Source organism: Chryseobacterium oranimense (genome assembly GCF_900129755.1).
Classification (GTDB): domain Bacteria; phylum Bacteroidota; class Bacteroidia; order Flavobacteriales; family Weeksellaceae; genus Chryseobacterium; species Chryseobacterium oranimense.
This window is the reverse complement of sequence record NZ_FQWT01000004.1, coordinates 349,172-366,734: the sequence shown is the minus strand read 5'-3', so window position 1 is coordinate 366,734 and position 17,563 is coordinate 349,172. Positions and strand designations below refer to the sequence as shown.

The window sequence follows — 17,563 nt, the reverse complement described above, 5'->3', positions numbered from 1 at the left end:
GAAACAAAAGTTCAAGACCTGGAAACTTTCGCTAAAAATTATTTCTGTTCTCTAAAAATTCTAAAACTTGCGCGATTTCAGTATGACTTCTTCGATTCAATAATTGTCTCGCGCTTCAAACAATAGAATTTTCTTAACGTTCACAGAATTAATTTTCTTAACGCTCCATTTTCCTATGTCAAAATAATTCAGATTATAAAATTCACTATTGCCTTATTGACGATTCACTTTTTAATCATTCACTTTTAAAATGCTACCGGTTTCAGATTCAGTCCCAGGTTTTCTTCCCAGCCCATCGCAATATTCATGTTCTGCACTGCCTGCCCGGAGGCTCCTTTCAACAAATTGTCAATCGCTGAGTGAATGACTACTACATTTCCATTCTTTTCTATATGAATCACACAGCGATTGGTATTGACAACCTGTTTTAAATCAATTGCATTCTCGCTTACCTTTACAAAAGGCTCATTTTCATAAAAATCCTGATACAACTGATGGATATTTGAAAAAATTAAATCCGTTTTTATGGTTGAACTTGTAAAAATTCCTCTTGTAAAATCTCCTCTCCATGGAACAAAATTTAGACTGACATCTTTATGGTTGAATGAAACCAGCTGCTGTAAAATTTCATCCACATGCTGATGCGTCAGAGTCTTATAGGCCGAAATATTATCGTTCCTCCAGGTAAAATGGGTCGTTGGCTGTAAAGACTGCCCTGCCCCCGTTGAACCTGTGATCCCCGTCGTATAAACCTCATCCAGTAAACCTTTTCCGGCCAATGGAAGCAATGCCAGCTGAATTGCTGTTGCAAAACATCCGGGATTGGCAATGCTTTTTGCTCCCGCCAGATTTTTTTTATTGATTTCAGGAAGTCCGTAGATAAAATTTCTGTTTCCAAAATTTCCATCCAGGCGGAAATCATTACCAAGATCAATCACTAAAGTTTCATCCTTCACAGGATTTTGAGTAAGCCAGTTTTGGCTTTCTTTATGAGGAAGGCAAAGGAAAAGGATATCCACCTCTTCGGCTTTATCCGTTAAAACCTGCTCGCAAACCGCCGTTAAATCCGGGTACAAATCTGAAATTTTTGTCCCCGAATTGGAACGGCTATATAAAAAACTCAATGTCACATTGGGATGAAAAGCCAGCACACGGACCAGTTCGCTTCCTGTGTAGCCGTTAGCGCCTACAATTCCTACTTTTTTCATTTTTAATTTTTTGGGTGATGGAATTTCACTCCCATCTCAGGTTAAATTGTTCTTTTAGAACTCTTTATTTTGAATTGATCTGGTGGTAGATGTTTAAAGAATTGCTCACAATTTTTGTATATCCTTTCACATCTTCCCCTGTCCACGCCCTGTTGGCTTCACCATAACTCCCGAATTTATCAGACATGAGATCGTGAGCGGATTCAATCCCGTTTAAAACAAACCTGTATGGATGAAGGGTTACAAATACTTTTCCGCTGACTGTCTGCTGAGAATCATTTAAAAAAGATTCAATATTTCTCATCACCGGATCTAAGAAGAGTGCTTCATGAAGCCAGTTTCCGTACCAATCGGACAGCTGGGATTTCATCATCTGCTGATATTTGGAAAGGGTATGTTTTTCCAGTAAATGATGCGCTTTGATAATCACTGATGCTGCTGCCGCTTCAAAACCTACTCTTCCTTTAATTCCAACAATGGTATCTCCTACATGGATATCACGGCCGATTCCATAAGCAGAAGCCAGCTCTTCAATCTTCTGGATAGCATAAACCGGATGTTTAAAATATTCTCCGTTTACTGCTACAACTTCACCGTTTTTAAATTCAATTTCCAGTTCTGAGGGTTGAGTTTCTTTAATCTGCGACGGAAAAGCTTCTTCAGGAAGATAGTTTCTTGATGTCAGTGTTTCTTTTCCTCCTACCGATGTTCCCCAAAGCCCTTTATTGACTGAATACTGAGCTTTATGGAATTCCATTTCGTAGCCGTGGCTTTTCAAAAATTCAATTTCTTCTTCACGGGAAAGGCTCATATCCCGGATTGGCGTGATGATCTCTTTTTCCGGGCACATTACCTGAAAAATCAAATCGAAACGGACCTGGTCATTACCCGCTCCGGTACTTCCATGGGCAATGGCATCAGCACCGGTTTCAATGGCATATTTTGCAATTTCCTGTGCCTGAACTGTACGTTCCGCACTTACAGATAATGGGTAGGTATTGTTTTTCAGTACATTGCCGAAGATCAGATATTTTACGCAAGAGTTATAATAATCTTCCTGAGCATCCACGCACCTGTATTCTTTCACTCCAAGATTGAAGGCTTTTTTCTCCAGTTCTTTTTCTTCTTCTTTAGAAAAACCTCCGGTATTTACAGTAACTGCATACACTTCATACCCCAGTGTTTCACTAAGATATTTGGCACAGTAAGAGGTATCCAAACCTCCGCTAAACGCTAAGACGACTTTCTTTTTCTCCATTGTAATCAATTTCGGACTGCTGAATTTCAGTCCCGTTCACTTTATCATTATTTTCAGGAACGAAAAGCATAGCTGTACACAGACAGTTTTTACGCTCCTTTTTCATTAAAATTTCATAATTCACACAGTTCTTACAGCCATTCCAGAACTCTTCATCCTGAGTGAGTTCAGAGTAAATTACTGGCTTGTAACCAAGATCACTGTTGATCTTCATTACGGCAAGCCCTGTTGTTAAACCAAATACTTTTGCATTCGGATATTTTTCCCTGGATAGCTGGAAAACTTTATTTTTAATTAAGGTAGCTACCCCTCTGTTCCTGTAATCCGGGGATACAATAAGTCCCGAGTTGGCCACAAACTGACCATGCGACCAGGTTTCTATATAACAGAATCCTACCCATTCCCCATTTTCAGTAGCAACCACAGCATTGCCTTCCGAAATTTTTTTCGTTAAATATTCGATGGAACGTTTGGCGATCCCCGTTCCTCTACGCTGTGCAGAATCATACATTTCCTGCTGTATTTCACTCACATACATCAAATGTTTGTCTGAGGAAATTTCTATTTCCATTTATTTATCTGAATTTTTTGGCAAATTTAAAACATAATAACTTTAAAAACCAAATTAAAAAGATATTTTTTTTGTTTAAATAAAATACACAGGTAATTTTATCTTTACAAGTAAATATAATTTTGCTAAATTATTATATATTTGCTAAAAACATATAGCTATGGAAAACAAATGTCCTAAATGCAGTGGAATTAAGATTGTAAAAAGCGGTATCATTAATGAGAAACAACGCTTTCTCTGCAAGGACTGCAATTATTATTTTACCGTAAAAAAAATAGGAAAACAGATCGACGATTACTATGTAACCAAGGCGCTCCAGCTCTATCTGGAAGGGCTAAGTTTTCGTGAAATAGAAAGAATTATCGGGGTTTCGCATGTAACCATAAGCTCCTGGATCAAGAAATATAACATTACAAGACCACCTCATTCGGAGTTTCATCCTGTTTATAAAATTTTAAAACAGAATGAACTGATCGAATATATGTCTCAGGAAGACAATATTAAGAATTCCGGCCTTATTATTACCCAGTTTGCGGATAAATATATGCTGATTAAATGGGAAAGATTCAAGAAATAAGTGAAAAAAATTAATATAAATTTGCTTCATAAATGAATAGTGAACTTCTTAAGCACAGCAACTAATAATCTACAACCCATCCATTCTAAACCCTCAACCCTACAATCCGGAACTCGAATCTCGAATCTCGTAACCTATATTTAATCAGCATCATATAAAATAACTATACCATTACCACTAATATATATTAAATTTTCGTAAATAAATTATTAATTACAATTTGGCTTTCACAAAAAACAACGCCAAAAATTGATAATTTATGAAGAAATTACTTTCATTTATTGGATTAGCCTTAATAAGCGGTTCTTTATATTCACAGGGATCTCCTGATTACGGAGGCGGATTGAAATTAAACCTGAATCCTGATGGGGATAAATTCATCAGATTTATTTTATGGGACCAGTTCTGGCTCAGAAATACCCAAATGAACCCGGGAAGTATGGTAGCCAACGAACCTACCGACAACTCCTGGAGTCTGGGAAACAGAAGATTACGTGCTTTGGCTTATGCGCAGATTTCTAAAAGATATATGATCCTTGTTCATTTTGGGATTAATAATCAGACATTCATTAACGGCGGGGCTACAGGCTCCACAGGCACAGGAGGTTACGGAAACGGTAAGAAACCACAATTGTTTTTCCATGATGCATGGAATGAGTATGCAGTTATTTTACCTGGAGAAGCGGGAAAATTCAGTTTATCTTTAGGGGCGGGACTTCATTATTATATGGGCCTCTCCCGTATGACGATGGCTTCAACCCTGAATTTCCTTACTGTTGACTCCCCTATTTTCACATGGCCTCTGATTGACAATTCTGACCAGTTTGCGAGACAACTCGGAATGTTTGCCAAAGGAAAATATGGCAAACTCGAATACCGTTTCAGCTTAAACAAGCCTTTTGCAACAGACCTTGTTCCTGTTAATGTGACAGATCCTGCACGAGCAGTAGCTGTAGACAATAACGGAAACCCAAGCTTCTCAAAAGCCGGTTATGTTGAATACCAATTTCTTGATGAGGAATCGAATACGCTTCCTTTCAAGGTGGGTTCTTATCTGGGAACAAAAAAAGTCTTCAATGTAGGAGCAGGTTTTTACCACCAGGCAGACGGAACAAGAACTTCCGTAAATTCCAATATTGAAAAACACGACATTACCCTTGTAGCAGTAGATGCTTTTGCAGATATTCCTCTGGGAAATGCAAAACACAAGATGGCCGTTTCTGCTTATGCCGGATATTATAACTACAATTTCGGTCCTAACTATGTAAGAAATCTGGGAACCATGAATATTGCAGCATCCGATCCCAATTTTACAGGAAATAAAGCCATTGCAGGTCCCGGAAATTTACAACCCGTGATCGGAACGGGTAATATCGTTTATGCACAGGCAGGTTTGCTTCTTCCCAACGAGGCAGAAAAACCAAAAATCAGGATACAGCCTTTTGCCGCCTATACCTATAAAGACTTTGAAGCATTCAATAAGCCTTCTTCCCAGTTCGACGTAGGTGCCAACTGGTTTATAGACGGGCATCATGCAAAGATCACCACACAGTATTCCACAAGACCTGTATACACCAGCCCTACAGAAAGCCCTTCTTCAAAAGGGGAATTCATTGTACAGTTCCATATTTATCTTTAAGACCAGGATGAAAATAATATCTTAATCCATTAACATCAAAACCAAACAACATGAGCGAAAATCACCACGAAAACTACGAGAATATGACCGACCGGCAGAAGAACCGCACCATCTGGAGCGTGATCACAGCCTCATCACTCGGTACTCTGATAGAATGGTACGACTTTTATATTTTCGGAAGCTTAGCCATCGTTTTGGCTACCAAATTTTTCCCTGCAGATAATCCTACCGCAGCATTTTTATCTACCCTGGCTACTTTCGCTGCCGGATTTGTGGTAAGACCGTTCGGGGCATTATTCTTCGGAAGGCTCGGCGATATTATCGGAAGAAAATACACATTCCTTGTTACGCTACTGATCATGGGATTCTCTACTTTCCTGATCGGCTGTATTCCCAGTTATAAAACTATTGGCTTTTTAGCACCGGTTTTAGTTTTAATCCTGAGATTATTACAGGGATTGGCACTTGGAGGCGAATACGGAGGCGCAGCAACCTATGTTGCGGAATACGCGCAGCCGCACAGACGGGGATACTGGACCTCATGGATCCAGACAACCGCAACGGCAGGCCTTTTCATTTCATTAATTGTGATCCTGGTGACCAAATCTACTCTTTCGGCAGAAGAATTTGATAACTGGGGATGGAGGGTTCCGTTCTGGATTTCAATCCTGATGGTAGGAGTTTCTTACATTATCAGAAAAAACATGAAAGAATCTCCTCTTTTTGCTAAGGCTAAAAGTGAAGGAAAAACTTCAAAAAATCCTTTGAAAGAAAGTTTTGGAAATAAATACAACTTCAAATTCGTTCTTTTAGCTTTATTCGGAGCTGCGATGGGACAGGGAGTTATCTGGTACACCGGACAATTCTATGCCATGAGCTTCCTTCAAAAGGTAATGAACGTGGAATCCGCACAGGTTGACTCCCTGATGGCCACTGCTCTCTTTTTAGGAACGCCTTTCTTTGTGTTTTTCGGATGGCTTTCAGATAAAATCGGTCGAAAAGCAGTTATGATGACTGGAATGCTGGTGGCAATTTTAGCGTACAGACCCATCTATGACAGTATGTTCAAAAGTGTCAACCTTGAAAACAAAACCATTGCCACCAACGGAATTACAGAAAAAAGAACAGCAAAAATCCATGCAGACATTGCTACAGACAGCTTAGTAACTTTCCATAAAGAAACGCTTTATACGGACGGCACTCTGATTAAGAAAGACAGCATTACCCATTGGTCGCCGTCAGGGCCCGTAATGAAGGACGGAAAAGCAGAAGAACCTAAAGTTTCACAAACTGTAAAGCTGGCTGATAACACGAAATGGTATCTTGTTTTCTTAGTATTCATTCAGGTAATATTTGTGACGATGGTTTACGGCCCGATCGCAGCTTTCCTTGTGGAAATGTTCCCTGTAAGAATCCGTTACACCTCAATGTCACTGCCTTATCATATCGGAAACGGGGTCTTCGGAGGGCTTCTTCCGGCAGTTGCCACTTATCTGGTGACAGTAGGCAAAGACGCAGGACACCCTACATGGTACCTTGAGGGGCTCTGGTATCCTATCGGTGTTGCAGCGGTCTGTTTAATCATCGGATTGTTTTATCTTAAAAATAAGAACAATAATATCCACGATTAAGCACGGAATCACTTAATTTTTTATTAATTTTAAAACTACTAAAATGAACGGACTAAAAAAAATATTAGGTATACTCTGGATCGCTGTTGCCCTGGTGGTGGGATATTTCGGAATCACAGTTTTAGGAATTCCGAAAATTACTTCCGGAAAGCAGGAGGATCTGGTATTCGGGATCATCATATTATTTGTGCTGATGCCTATTATCTCAGGCGGAATGGCCATTTTCGGATACTATTCGCTAAAGGGGGAATATTCGGACGACAAAATTTAATTTATATACGATAAATGATAATTGATGAGTAACCTTTCGCTCATCAATTATCATTTATCAATCATCATTTATGAAAAAAAGGCACGAACAAAAACTGATTATTCTGAGCATCGGACTAATGCTGGCCTTCAGTATCCCTATTTCACTGCTTTTCAATAGTGAGAAAGAGGTTTTCGGCTATCCGATGATCCTCATTTATCTGTTTGTGGTCTGGATGATCTCTATCATTATTTCTTTTGTAATTGTAAAAAAGTATGATGAGTAGCCTGGCGTTATTTGTAGTTGTTTTAATCTATCTTGCTCTTCTATTCTTAGTTGCCCATTTGGCAGAAAAGAAGAAAAGCAAGCTGTGGATCAACAATCCCTACATTTATGCATTATCCCTGGCAGTATACTGCACAGCGTGGACTTATTACGGAAGTATCGGTGTTGCCGCTACAAGCGGACTGAATTATCTGCCCATCTACATTGGCCCCATCATGATTATTCCTGCCTGGATCTACATCAATACCAGGATCGTAAGAATTTCCAGAATCAATAAAATAAGCAGCCTTGCCGACTTTATTTCTTTAAGATACGGGAACAGCAGAAGCTTTAGTGCGATAATCACTATTGTATGCCTGCTGGCCATCATTCCTTATATCGGGCTTCAGATCAAAGCAATTTCTGAAACCTTCCATCTGGTTACCGAAACTTCTATGTCCAATAATATACTGACGGACAATGCAACGTTTGTGGTTGTTTTAATTGCTTTATTCTCCTCTTATTACGGAACAAGGTATGTGGATGCTTCGGAAAAACGCCTTGGAATTATTTCCGCCATCGCCCTCGAAAGTTTTCTGAAGCTTTTCTTTATCATTATCCTGGGAATATTTGTCATTTATTTTGTATTTGATGGTTTCTCAGATATTTATGAGAAAGCAAGCCATTTTGAAGACTTTAAAGAAAAAAACACTTTCAACAGTATTGAGGGCGCTATGAACTGGATGGTTCTGTGCATGATCTCTGCCACTGCAATTTGTATTCTTCCGAGACAGTTTCATACGGCAATTATCGAAAACAGACAGGAAAAACACATTAAAACGGCAATCTGGTTTTTTCCGCTTTATTTATTGATTTTCACTATATTTATATTCCCTATCGCCTGGGGAGGAAGGCTTATTTTTGAAGGCGAGAAGGTAAATCCTGAGTTCTACTCTATTCTGATTCCGCAGCATTTTGACAATACTTTAATTACGGTTTTTGTATTTCTTGGTGGATTAAGCTCATGTATTTCCATGATTATCATTTCGGCCATTACCTTATCCATCATGCTTTCCAACAACCTCATCATTCCTTACGGTTTATTGGGAAAATTCAAATCCGATAATGAGGTGCAGAATACAAGAAACATCACAAACATCAGGAAATTCAGCATTTTTGCCCTGATCATCATGGCTTTCGTATTCTACAAATATTTTATCCTGAAAACATCCCTCGATTCCGTAGGTCTGATCTCTTTTGTTGTGATTGCACAGTTAGCCCCATCTTTTTTCGGAGCCATTTTCTGGCGAAGAGGAAGTTACAAAGGGGCTGTAGCCGGGCTTCTTGCCGGGTTGGCGATCTGTTATTTCGGCCTGATTATTCCACAGTATTATTTCTCGTACAATCAGGAATTCAAAGGGGTGATCCGTGATATGTATGACGTTTTCGCATTTTTCAACATCCCTTTTTTAAGCAGGATTTCACAAATATTTTTCTGGTCTATTTTAGTGAATACCGCATTTTTTACCATTATTTCCGTAAGCGTTAAGGGAAATTACCGGGAAAGAAATTTTGCAGAATTGTATGTAGATATCGATAAACACATACAAAACCATGAAAACGCTTTTATCTGGCGTGGAACGGCTTATGTTTCGGATATCAGGAATATTTTAGAAAGATTTTTAGGTAGAAATAAAACGGAGCAGGCTTTAAGAATCTTCAATTTAAAGTATAACATTGATTCTCAAACTGAAACAGCAGATTCAAGGTTCATTAAATTCTCAGAAAACCTTCTGGCAGGAAGAATAGGAACAGCATCGGCCAAAATCCTTATCGAAGGGGTAACGAAAGAAGATAAAATATCTTTAAAAGAGGTATTAAATATCCTGGAAGAATCAAAAGAGAATATTACCCTTAATAAAAAGCTGACAGAACAATCTGAAGAGCTGCAAAAGCTATCTGATGACCTGAGAACAGCCAATCAAAATCTGATCATTAAAGACCGCCAGAAAGATGACTTCCTGGATTCCGTAGCTCATGAATTAAGAACTCCCATTACAGCAATTCGCTCTGCGGGAGAAATTCTGGCAGATGACGACGATATTCCGTTTGATATCAAACAGGAGTTTCTGAACAATATCATCACGGAATCTGACAGACTGAGCGAAATTATCAACGATATTCTTTATCTCGATAAGCTGGAACATGGTGAGATCACTTTACACATCAAAGAAAACAATATTCTTGAAACCTATAAAAAAGCTGTAAATCCGCTACTTCACCTGATACAGCAGAAAAACATTCATTTAAGTGAAGTCAACCTCCTGAACCAACCCTTACTGGAATACGATGAAGCCAGAATGATACAGCTTTTCCAGAATATCCTTGGCAACGCCTTAAAGTTTACGGACGACCAGGGAACCATACAAACCAAACTGGCTGAAAAAGAAGATTACCTCGTGATTACGGTTTTCAATACAGGAAGACACATCCCGGAAGAGGACCTTGATATGATTTTTGATAAATTTTATCAGTCGAAAAACCAGAATATTTTAAAACCTACAGGAAGCGGACTCGGACTGGCTATTTCCAAAAAGATAGTACAGGCACACAGCGGAAGAATAAAAGCAGAAAACAGCGGGCTGGGCGTAACCTTTACGATAAGCATTCCTTACAACATAACAAAAGAGATCAGAAATGAAGTTGAACAAAACCAATAACCATCTATGAGAAAGATTATTATTGCCGATGACGAACACAAAATATTAATGTCGCTGGAATACAGCTTTAAAAAAAACGGCTACGACGTTTATATCGCAAGAGACGGAACGGAAGTCCTGGATTTTCTGAAAACCATGATCCCAGATGTAATCCTTCTGGATATCATGATGCCTAACCTGGACGGATACAGCACCCTGGAAGCCATCAAAAAAGATGATAAACTGAAAGAGACAAAAGTTATTTTCCTGAGTGCAAAAAACAACCCGAAAGACATTGAAAAAGGACTGGAAATGGGAGCTGATGCCTATGTAACTAAACCCTATTCCATAAAGAAACTGCAACAGCAGATTGAAGAGATGTTTGAGTAAATGGGAGAAAGAATCAAGAATCAAGAATCAAGAACCAAGAATCAAGATGCAAGATGCGAGATTTCAGACATCAAATATCAGATAATAGGCTATGGATAATTTGATATTGATATTAAATAAAAAAATAAACACACTGTCATTGCGAGCGAAGCGAAGCAATCTTTTAATCATCTTAAATGCTGAATTACCTTAATCTTTCAATTTGTAAACCATTAAGGTTTTATTAAGTTTTTAAGAGCATTAAACTTACTCAGCTTTAAGATACCATTTCACCTACAATGACAAAACATGAAACACAAAAATTGATATGGACACCGATATACTTTTTAAACAAAGCATAGAAGACAAAGAAAACTTCTGGAAAGAACAAGCTAAAGAAATCCAATGGTTTGAATTTCCCCAAAAGATCCTTTCTACAGATCAAAACGATTATCCGCAATGGTATTCCGACGGAAAGCTCAACATGTGCTACCTGTGCATCGACAAACATATTGAGGATGGTTTTGGGGAGAAAACTGCCGTTATTTATGATTCCCCCGTCACCAGCCAGAAAAAAACGTACACTTTTAATCAGGCAAAAGAGGAAATTTCAAAATTTGCAGGAGGACTTACTTCCCTGGGCTTAAAAAAAGGCGATACCGCTGTTATTTATATGCCGATGATTCCACAGACGCTCTTTGCAATGCTGGCCTGCGCAAGGATTGGGGTGATTCACAATGTGGTTTTCGGAGGCTTTGCCCCTCATGAGCTGGTGGTAAGAATAGACGACTGTAAGCCAAAAGCCTTAATTACAGCCACAGCGGGAATAGAAATAGCAAGGAGAATCCCTTATCTGCCGCTCGTTGAAAAAGCTATTGAGCTGACACAGGATAAAGTCGAAAACATTATCGTTTACAACAGGAAACTGGCCGACAACCAACATGAAATGTTCGAAGGGCTTATTGATTATGAAGAGCTGGTCCAGCAATCAGAACCTGCAGACTGTATTTCAGTGGAATCCACCCATCCGTTGTACCTGCTTTACACTTCAGGAACTACAGGAAAACCCAAAGGAATTACCCGTGATACCGGAGGCTACGCAACGGCTTTAAAATTCTCCATGAAATATATTTACGGCGTTGAACCCGGAGAAACCTATTGGGCCGCTTCCGATTTCGGCTGGGCAGTAGGCCACAGCTTCAGTGTATACGGACCCTTAATCAACCGTAATACCACCATTATTTTTGAAGGAAAACCCATTATGACCCCTGATGCAGGTACATTCTGGCGGATTATTTCAGAATATAAAGTTTCCGTGATGTTTACAGCCCCTACCGCCATCAGAGCAATCAAAAAAGAAGATCCGGACGGGGAATTGGTTAAAAAATACGATCTGTCCCATTTCAAAAAACAGTTTCTGGCCGGCGAACGATGTGATGTAGCCACCTTGGATTGGTTTGCAGAGCATATTGGGGTTCCCGCTATCGATCATTGGTGGCAGACGGAATCCGGATGGCCTATGTTGGGATTAATGACATATGATGATCAGTATAAAATCAAAAGGGCTTCTGCCGGAAAACCGATTCCGGGATACGATATTAAAATTTTTGATGAAAACGGGTATGAACTTGATGCCCACCAGGAAGGATATCTGATCATCAAGCTTCCGCTTCCGCCGGGAGCCCTCCTGGGAATCTGGAACGACTATGAACGCTTCCAGAGCAGCTATCTTTCACAATACAGCGGATATTATTTTTCGGGAGACGGAGCCATTCAGGACGAGGACGGTTATATCTTCATTACAGGAAGAGTGGATGATGTGATTAATGTAGCCGGGCACCGCCTTTCCACATCAGAAATGGAAGAGATTGTTTCTTCCCATCCTGATGTTGCAGAATGTGCTGTTGTGGGAATTGACGACGAACTGAAAGGTCAGATCCCCTTTGCTACGGTTGTTTTAAAGAACGGTTCTGCAATTACCGAAGAGGAAGTTGAAAAAGACATCATCAGAATGGTCCGTGAAAAGATCGGAGCTGTAGCTTTTTTAAAGAACGCTATGGTCGTCAAACGGTTACCAAAAACACGTTCAGGAAAAACATTGAGAAAATTAATAAGAACACTGCTTGACGGAAAAGATTTCCAGGTTCCGTCCACCATAGATGATGAAAAAATCATTGAAGAAATTCAGGAAAAAATCAATGATTATAGGGCTTAAGCCATAAATTAAACATATATTTAATATTAATAAAATTCAAATTTCAAAAAAACGAAGGGATATGAGAAATTACTTAATTGAAGATTTACCACATTATTTTGAAGAGTATAAAAAATCTATCAAAAATCCTAAAAAATTCTGGGATAAGATAGCCGACCAAAATTTTGTATGGTACCAGAGATGGAGCAAGGTGGTTAAGTATGATATGAATGAAGCCAAAATCACATGGTTTAAAAATGCCAAATTAAATATCACCAAAAACTGCATCGACAGGCATCTTGCCGTAAGAGGAGAAAAAACCGCCATCATCTGGGAGCCGAACGACCCAAAAGAACAAGCACAGCATATTTCCTACAATGAACTGTATCAGAGGGTCAATAAGACCGCCAATGTTCTTCGCGAAATGGGCATCGAAAAAGGTGACAGGGTCTGCATTTACCTTCCGATGATCCCTGAACTTGCTGTTACGATGCTGGCCTGTGCCAAATTGGGAGCCATACATTCTGTAATATTTGCCGGGTTTTCCGCATCTGCTGTGGCTTCAAGGGTTAATGACTGTAACGCCAAAATGATCATCACTTCAGACGGAAGCTACAGAGGGAACAAAGTCCTTGACCTGAAAAGCATTGTAGACGAAGCTCTGGAAAAAACACCAAGCGTAGAATCTGTCCTTGTTGTGAAAAGAACAAACAACGAAATTAAAATGAAGGAAGGAAGAGATCACTGGATGGCTGACCTGTATGAAAAAGCTTCCGCAGATTTCGTTACGGTAATCATGGATGCCGAAGACCCTCTTTTCATCCTGTATACCTCAGGATCTACCGGAAAACCGAAAGGAATGCTTCATACTTCTGCCGGATACATGGTGTATACAGCCTATACTTTTAAAAATGTATTCAACTATAAAGAAAATGATATTTACTGGTGTACTGCAGATATCGGATGGATCACTGGGCATTCATATATTTTGTACGGACCGCTTCTTAACGGTGCTACTACAGTCATTTTCGAAGGAGTTCCTACTTATCCTGAACCGGACCGTTTCTGGGAAGTGATTGAAAAACATAAAATCACCCAGTTTTACACCGCTCCTACTGCCATCCGTTCATTAGCGAAAGAAAGCACGGAGTGGGTAGATAAACACGACTTAAGCTCATTGAAAGTGATCGGTTCCGTAGGTGAGCCTATCAATGATGAAGCCTGGCATTGGTTCAACGATCATGTAGGAAATAAAAAGTGCCCTATCGTAGATACATGGTGGCAGACGGAAACAGGAGGGATCATGATCTCTCCACTACCCTTCGTTACTCCAACCAAGCCTACCTATGCCACTCTTCCGCTTCCTGGCATTCAACCGGTACTGATGGATGATAAACGTAATGAAATTACAGGAAATCAGGTAACAGGAAACCTTTGTATCCGTTTTCCGTGGCCGGGAATCGCAAGAACCATCTGGGGAGACCATCAGCGGTATAAAGAAACATATTTCAGTGCCTTTCCGGGAAAATATTTTACAGGTGACGGTGCATTAAGGGATGAAGTGGGATATTACAGGATTACAGGACGTGTGGACGATGTGATTATTGTTTCCGGTCACAATCTTGGAACAGCCCCTATTGAAGACAGCATCAACGAACATCCAGCCGTTGCAGAATCTGCAATTGTGGGTTACCCTCATGATATCAAAGGAAACGCTCTCTACGGGTTTGTGATCTTAAAAGAAACCGGAGAAGGCCGTGACAAGGAAAACCTTAAAAAGGAGATCAATCAGCTTATTTCGGATCAGATAGGACCGATTGCCAAACTCGATAAAATACAGTTTGTTTCCGGCCTTCCAAAAACGCGGTCAGGAAAAATTATGCGTAGGATTCTGAGAAAAATCGCGGAAGGAGATTTCAGCAATTTCGGAGATATTTCTACATTATTAAATCCTGAAATTGTGGAAGAGATCAAGAATGAAAGGATATAAATTTATATTCATCCAATAATACTACAGAACGGGCTTTAACCCGTTTTTTTATTTTAATCATCATTTATTTATTAACAAAATTAAACACATGTTCAATAGATGTTTTCAAACATTTTAACATTATATTATAGATAACATATTAAAATATTAAATTTATTATATTTTTATTAACAATATTAAAAAATATTTACTACCTTTAAGTACAATTTTAAAACTATTGCTTATGTCAAATATATTAGCTGGATTATTTGCACATCACAGCGATTACAAAAAGCTTGAAGCCGATCTGGAAAATTCAGGATTTGAAAGTTCAGATTATATAGTATACCTTCATAACGGCTCTGACACCTCTCAATACCTTGCGAGCGTTGCGGTAAAAGATAATAACCAAACTGATGGCGTCCGGAATATTTTCAGCCAGAATTCAGTACTGAAAACCTACTTATTGGAGAATATGGGTATTGGGGATGCCAATTATGATAATATCAAACGATTTATCGATGCCAGAAACAGAGCCGAAATCCATAACAGCCCCGATGTGAAAATAAAGGCATCAAGCAGTGGCATGGATTCAGAAGTAAAATTCTGACAGAAAACATAAAATCTAATAACCGGAAATCCGCAGAGCGTTCTGCGGATTTTTTTTGGTTGAAAAGTTTAAAAAATTTCGTATTTTCGTTTAAATATAGGCATTAGCACAAATGAGTTACGATTTAGAACAGGAGAATAAAGAGATCCTTGCCCGATATAAGGATCTGATTTCGAATACATACAGAACTCTGGACGAGGAAAATAACAAACTCATCCGGAAAGCATTCGATATTGCATTGGATGCCCATAAGGATCAAAGGAGAAAATCCGGTGAACCCTATATCTATCACCCTATTGCCGTTGCAAAAATTGTGGCAACGGAAATCGGTTTGGGGGCAACTTCTATTGCCTGTGCCCTGCTGCACGATGTTATAGAGGATTCGGACTATACTTATGAGGATATCAAAAAGATTTTTGGAGAAAAAATAGCCAATATTGTAAACGGGCTTACCAAGATCTCCATCATGAATCACCAGAACATTTCCGTACAGTCTGAAAATTACAGGAAGCTGTTACTGACACTGTCTGAAGATTTCAGGGTGATCCTGATTAAAATCGCAGACCGCCTTCACAATATGCGGACCCTGGAAAGTATGGCCCCGGACAAGCAGAAAAAGATTGCTTCCGAGACCGTCTATATCTATGCCCCTATGGCCCACCGTCTGGGTCTTTACAATATCAAGTCCGAGCTTGAGGATCTTTCACTGAAATACAATAACCCGGAAGTCTATAATGAAATCACGGAAAAATTGGAACTGGCAAAAGAAAGCCGGGAAAGATATATCGAAGAGTTTAAGAAAGAAGTTTCGGAAAGATTAAAAGAGGAAGGTTTGAACTTCACGATCAAGGGCCGTGCGAAAGCAATTTCTTCCATTTACAGGAAAATGCTGAAACAAGGGGTTTCTTTTGAAGAAGTATTCGACAACTATGCCATCAGGATTATTTATAAATCCGATGCAAAGAACGAAAAATTCCTGGCCTGGAAAATCTATTCCATTGTGACGGATGTTTATCACAGTAATCCTTCAAGAATGAGGGACTGGATCACACAGCCGCGTTCTACAGGGTACGAAAGTCTCCATTTGACTGTACTGGGACCGGACAAAAAATGGATTGAGGTACAGATCCGTTCCGAAAGAATGGACGAAATCGCAGAAAAAGGAGTTGCAGCCCACTATAAATACAAAGAAGGCTACAAACAGAGTTCGGATGACCGGAATTTTGAAAGATGGGTTACTGAAATCCGTGATATTCTTGAGCAGCAGCAGAACCTTTCCACTTCTGAGCTTTTAGATAATATTAAACTGAATTTATATTCCAAGGAAGTATTTGTCTTTACTCCCAAAGGAGAAATCAAGATTCTTCCAACCAATGCTACGGCTCTGGATTTTGCTTTTGCCGTCCATTCCGATCTTGGAATGAAATGTTTGGGAGCAAAAATCAACGGGAAACTGGTTCCTATTTCTTATGTTCTCCAGAATGGCGACCAGGTTGACATTTTATCTTCCCAGAATCAGAAGCCTAAATCTGACTGGCTGGAATTCGTAGTAACGTCCAAAGCCAAGTCCAAGATCAAAAGCTACCTGAATTCCCAGAAAAACCAACTGGTAGAAGATGGAAAGGAGATTCTTCAGAGAAAACTTCGCCATGCGAAGATCAGCTTTAACGATGAGGAGATCAACAAACTTCAAAAATTCTTTAACCTTAAATCTTCACAGGAGCTTTTCCTTAAATTCCAGAGCAACGAACTGGATGTCAGCAGCCTGAGAAAATATATTGAAAGTAAAAACGTATTTAATAATTTACTTTCAAGGTTCAGAAAATCCCCGACGAAAAACGTACATTTTGAAGAACCGAAAGAACAGAATCTGGATATGATCGTTTTCGGGAAAGACGAGGAAAAGCTGAACTACAGTTATGCCAAATGTTGTACGGTAATACCCGGTGATAAAATTTTCGGGTTTATTACTATTTCAGACGGTATCAAGGTCCACAGCGACAATTGTCCTAACGCAATCAACCTGAGAGCACAGTACGATTACCGTGTAATCCCGGCCAAGTGGGTGAATGCGGAAAGCTTTAAGAACAGAGTTAAGATCGAAATCGAAGGGCTTGACAGAATGGGAATGATTAACGACATTACCACGGTAATCAGCGGAAGCATGGGAATGGATATGAAAAGTATGTCTATAGAATCCAATGACGGCGTCTTTATGGGCAATATCAACCTTGAAGTTAAGAACAAAGGCCAGCTGGAAGAAACATTTAAAAAACTTAAAGATATTGACGGCGTTTCAAGAGTGAGACGACTGCAATCCTAAA

General features: G+C 39.4%; 14 protein-coding genes. 11 read left to right on the top strand and 3 right to left on the bottom strand.

Translation table 11 applies throughout. From position 1 onward, the window contains the following. Positions 1–245: 245 nt before the first annotated feature. From argC to BUB03_RS14630, 3 genes are all read right to left on the bottom strand, one after another. Entirely contained in the window at positions 246–1,208 is a 963-nt protein-coding gene (argC, locus tag BUB03_RS14640) for an N-acetyl-gamma-glutamyl-phosphate reductase (RefSeq protein ID WP_073064450.1), read from the bottom strand. Between the two features lie 64 nt (positions 1,209–1,272). Then, complete coding sequence (gene argG / locus BUB03_RS14635) at positions 1,273–2,466, bottom strand: argininosuccinate synthase (protein ID WP_073064449.1); 1,194 nt, start codon at positions 2,464–2,466, stop codon at positions 1,273–1,275. Beyond that, positions 2,435–3,037 (bottom strand): GNAT family N-acetyltransferase, encoded by a 603-nt coding sequence (locus BUB03_RS14630; protein WP_081780190.1) that lies wholly within the window; start codon positions 3,035–3,037, stop codon positions 2,435–2,437. The genes argG and BUB03_RS14630 overlap by 32 nt, the downstream gene beginning before the upstream one ends. A 160-nt stretch (positions 3,038–3,197) precedes the next feature. On the opposite strand from BUB03_RS14630, the gene BUB03_RS14625 reads away from it, so the two are divergent. The 11 genes from BUB03_RS14625 to BUB03_RS14575 all read left to right on the top strand — a co-directional run bounded on the left by BUB03_RS14625 (position 3,198) and on the right by BUB03_RS14575 (position 17,562). After that, the gene (locus BUB03_RS14625) at positions 3,198–3,614 is read left to right on the top strand and encodes an IS1/IS1595 family N-terminal zinc-binding domain-containing protein (protein WP_073064447.1); all 417 of its coding nucleotides are present in this window, start codon (positions 3,198–3,200) and stop codon (positions 3,612–3,614) included. A gap of 259 nt (positions 3,615–3,873) precedes the next feature. Then, entirely contained in the window at positions 3,874–5,253 is a 1,380-nt protein-coding gene (locus BUB03_RS14620) for a porin (protein ID WP_073064445.1), read from the top strand. A 50-nt stretch (positions 5,254–5,303) separates the two neighbouring features. Next, positions 5,304–6,884, top strand: a complete 1,581-nt coding sequence (locus tag BUB03_RS14615) for an MFS transporter (protein WP_042279307.1) — start codon at positions 5,304–5,306, stop codon at positions 6,882–6,884. A gap of 43 nt (positions 6,885–6,927) precedes the next feature. Continuing rightward, positions 6,928–7,155, top strand: coding sequence for a DUF6814 family protein (locus tag BUB03_RS14610; protein ID WP_040996216.1), 228 nt, complete (start codon positions 6,928–6,930; stop codon positions 7,153–7,155). Positions 7,156–7,225: 70 nt separating this feature from the next. Then, complete coding sequence (locus BUB03_RS14605; protein WP_073064443.1) at positions 7,226–7,420, top strand: hypothetical protein; 195 nt, start codon at positions 7,226–7,228, stop codon at positions 7,418–7,420. After that, complete coding sequence (locus BUB03_RS14600) at positions 7,413–10,118, top strand: ATP-binding protein (protein WP_073064441.1); 2,706 nt, start codon at positions 7,413–7,415, stop codon at positions 10,116–10,118. The genes BUB03_RS14605 and BUB03_RS14600 overlap by 8 nt, the downstream gene beginning before the upstream one ends. A 6-nt stretch (positions 10,119–10,124) precedes the next feature. Then, positions 10,125–10,487, top strand: coding sequence for a response regulator transcription factor (locus BUB03_RS14595; RefSeq protein ID WP_040996210.1), 363 nt, complete (start codon positions 10,125–10,127; stop codon positions 10,485–10,487). A 307-nt stretch (positions 10,488–10,794) separates the two neighbouring features. After that, complete coding sequence (locus BUB03_RS14590) at positions 10,795–12,681, top strand: AMP-binding protein (RefSeq protein WP_073064440.1); 1,887 nt, start codon at positions 10,795–10,797, stop codon at positions 12,679–12,681. A gap of 40 nt (positions 12,682–12,721) precedes the next feature. Continuing rightward, a complete protein-coding gene (acs, locus tag BUB03_RS14585) occupies positions 12,722–14,650 on the top strand; it encodes an acetate--CoA ligase (RefSeq protein ID WP_262484338.1) in 1,929 nt (642 codons plus the stop codon). A 223-nt stretch (positions 14,651–14,873) separates the two neighbouring features. Then, complete coding sequence (locus BUB03_RS14580; RefSeq protein WP_040996206.1) at positions 14,874–15,239, top strand: hypothetical protein; 366 nt, start codon at positions 14,874–14,876, stop codon at positions 15,237–15,239. Between the two features lie 112 nt (positions 15,240–15,351). Beyond that, positions 15,352–17,562 carry a RelA/SpoT family protein gene (locus BUB03_RS14575; RefSeq protein ID WP_040996204.1) on the top strand — a complete coding sequence of 737 codons (2,211 nt, stop codon included), beginning with the start codon at positions 15,352–15,354 and terminating at the stop codon, positions 17,560–17,562. Position 17,563: the final 1 nt, after the last annotated feature.

Excerpts from the sequence above, each read along its gene's own strand:
- argC (WP_073064450.1), bottom strand. The coding sequence starts at position 1,208 with ATGAAAAAAGTAGGAATTGTAGGCGCTAACGGCTACACAGGAAGCGAA.
- argG (WP_073064449.1), bottom strand. The coding sequence starts at position 2,466 with ATGGAGAAAAAGAAAGTCGTCTTAGCGTTTAGCGGAGGTTTGGATACC.
- BUB03_RS14630 (WP_081780190.1), bottom strand. The coding sequence starts at position 3,037 with ATGGAAATAGAAATTTCCTCAGACAAACATTTGATGTATGTGAGTGAA.
- BUB03_RS14625 (WP_073064447.1), top strand. The coding sequence starts at position 3,198 with ATGGAAAACAAATGTCCTAAATGCAGTGGAATTAAGATTGTAAAAAGC.
- BUB03_RS14620 (WP_073064445.1), top strand. The coding sequence starts at position 3,874 with ATGAAGAAATTACTTTCATTTATTGGATTAGCCTTAATAAGCGGTTCT.
- BUB03_RS14615 (WP_042279307.1), top strand. The coding sequence starts at position 5,304 with ATGAGCGAAAATCACCACGAAAACTACGAGAATATGACCGACCGGCAG.
- BUB03_RS14610 (WP_040996216.1), top strand. The coding sequence starts at position 6,928 with ATGAACGGACTAAAAAAAATATTAGGTATACTCTGGATCGCTGTTGCC.
- BUB03_RS14605 (WP_073064443.1), top strand. The coding sequence starts at position 7,226 with ATGAAAAAAAGGCACGAACAAAAACTGATTATTCTGAGCATCGGACTA.
- BUB03_RS14600 (WP_073064441.1), top strand. The coding sequence starts at position 7,413 with ATGAGTAGCCTGGCGTTATTTGTAGTTGTTTTAATCTATCTTGCTCTT.
- BUB03_RS14595 (WP_040996210.1), top strand. The coding sequence starts at position 10,125 with ATGAGAAAGATTATTATTGCCGATGACGAACACAAAATATTAATGTCG.
- BUB03_RS14590 (WP_073064440.1), top strand. The coding sequence starts at position 10,795 with ATGGACACCGATATACTTTTTAAACAAAGCATAGAAGACAAAGAAAAC.
- BUB03_RS14580 (WP_040996206.1), top strand. The coding sequence starts at position 14,874 with ATGTCAAATATATTAGCTGGATTATTTGCACATCACAGCGATTACAAA.
- BUB03_RS14575 (WP_040996204.1), top strand. The coding sequence starts at position 15,352 with ATGAGTTACGATTTAGAACAGGAGAATAAAGAGATCCTTGCCCGATAT.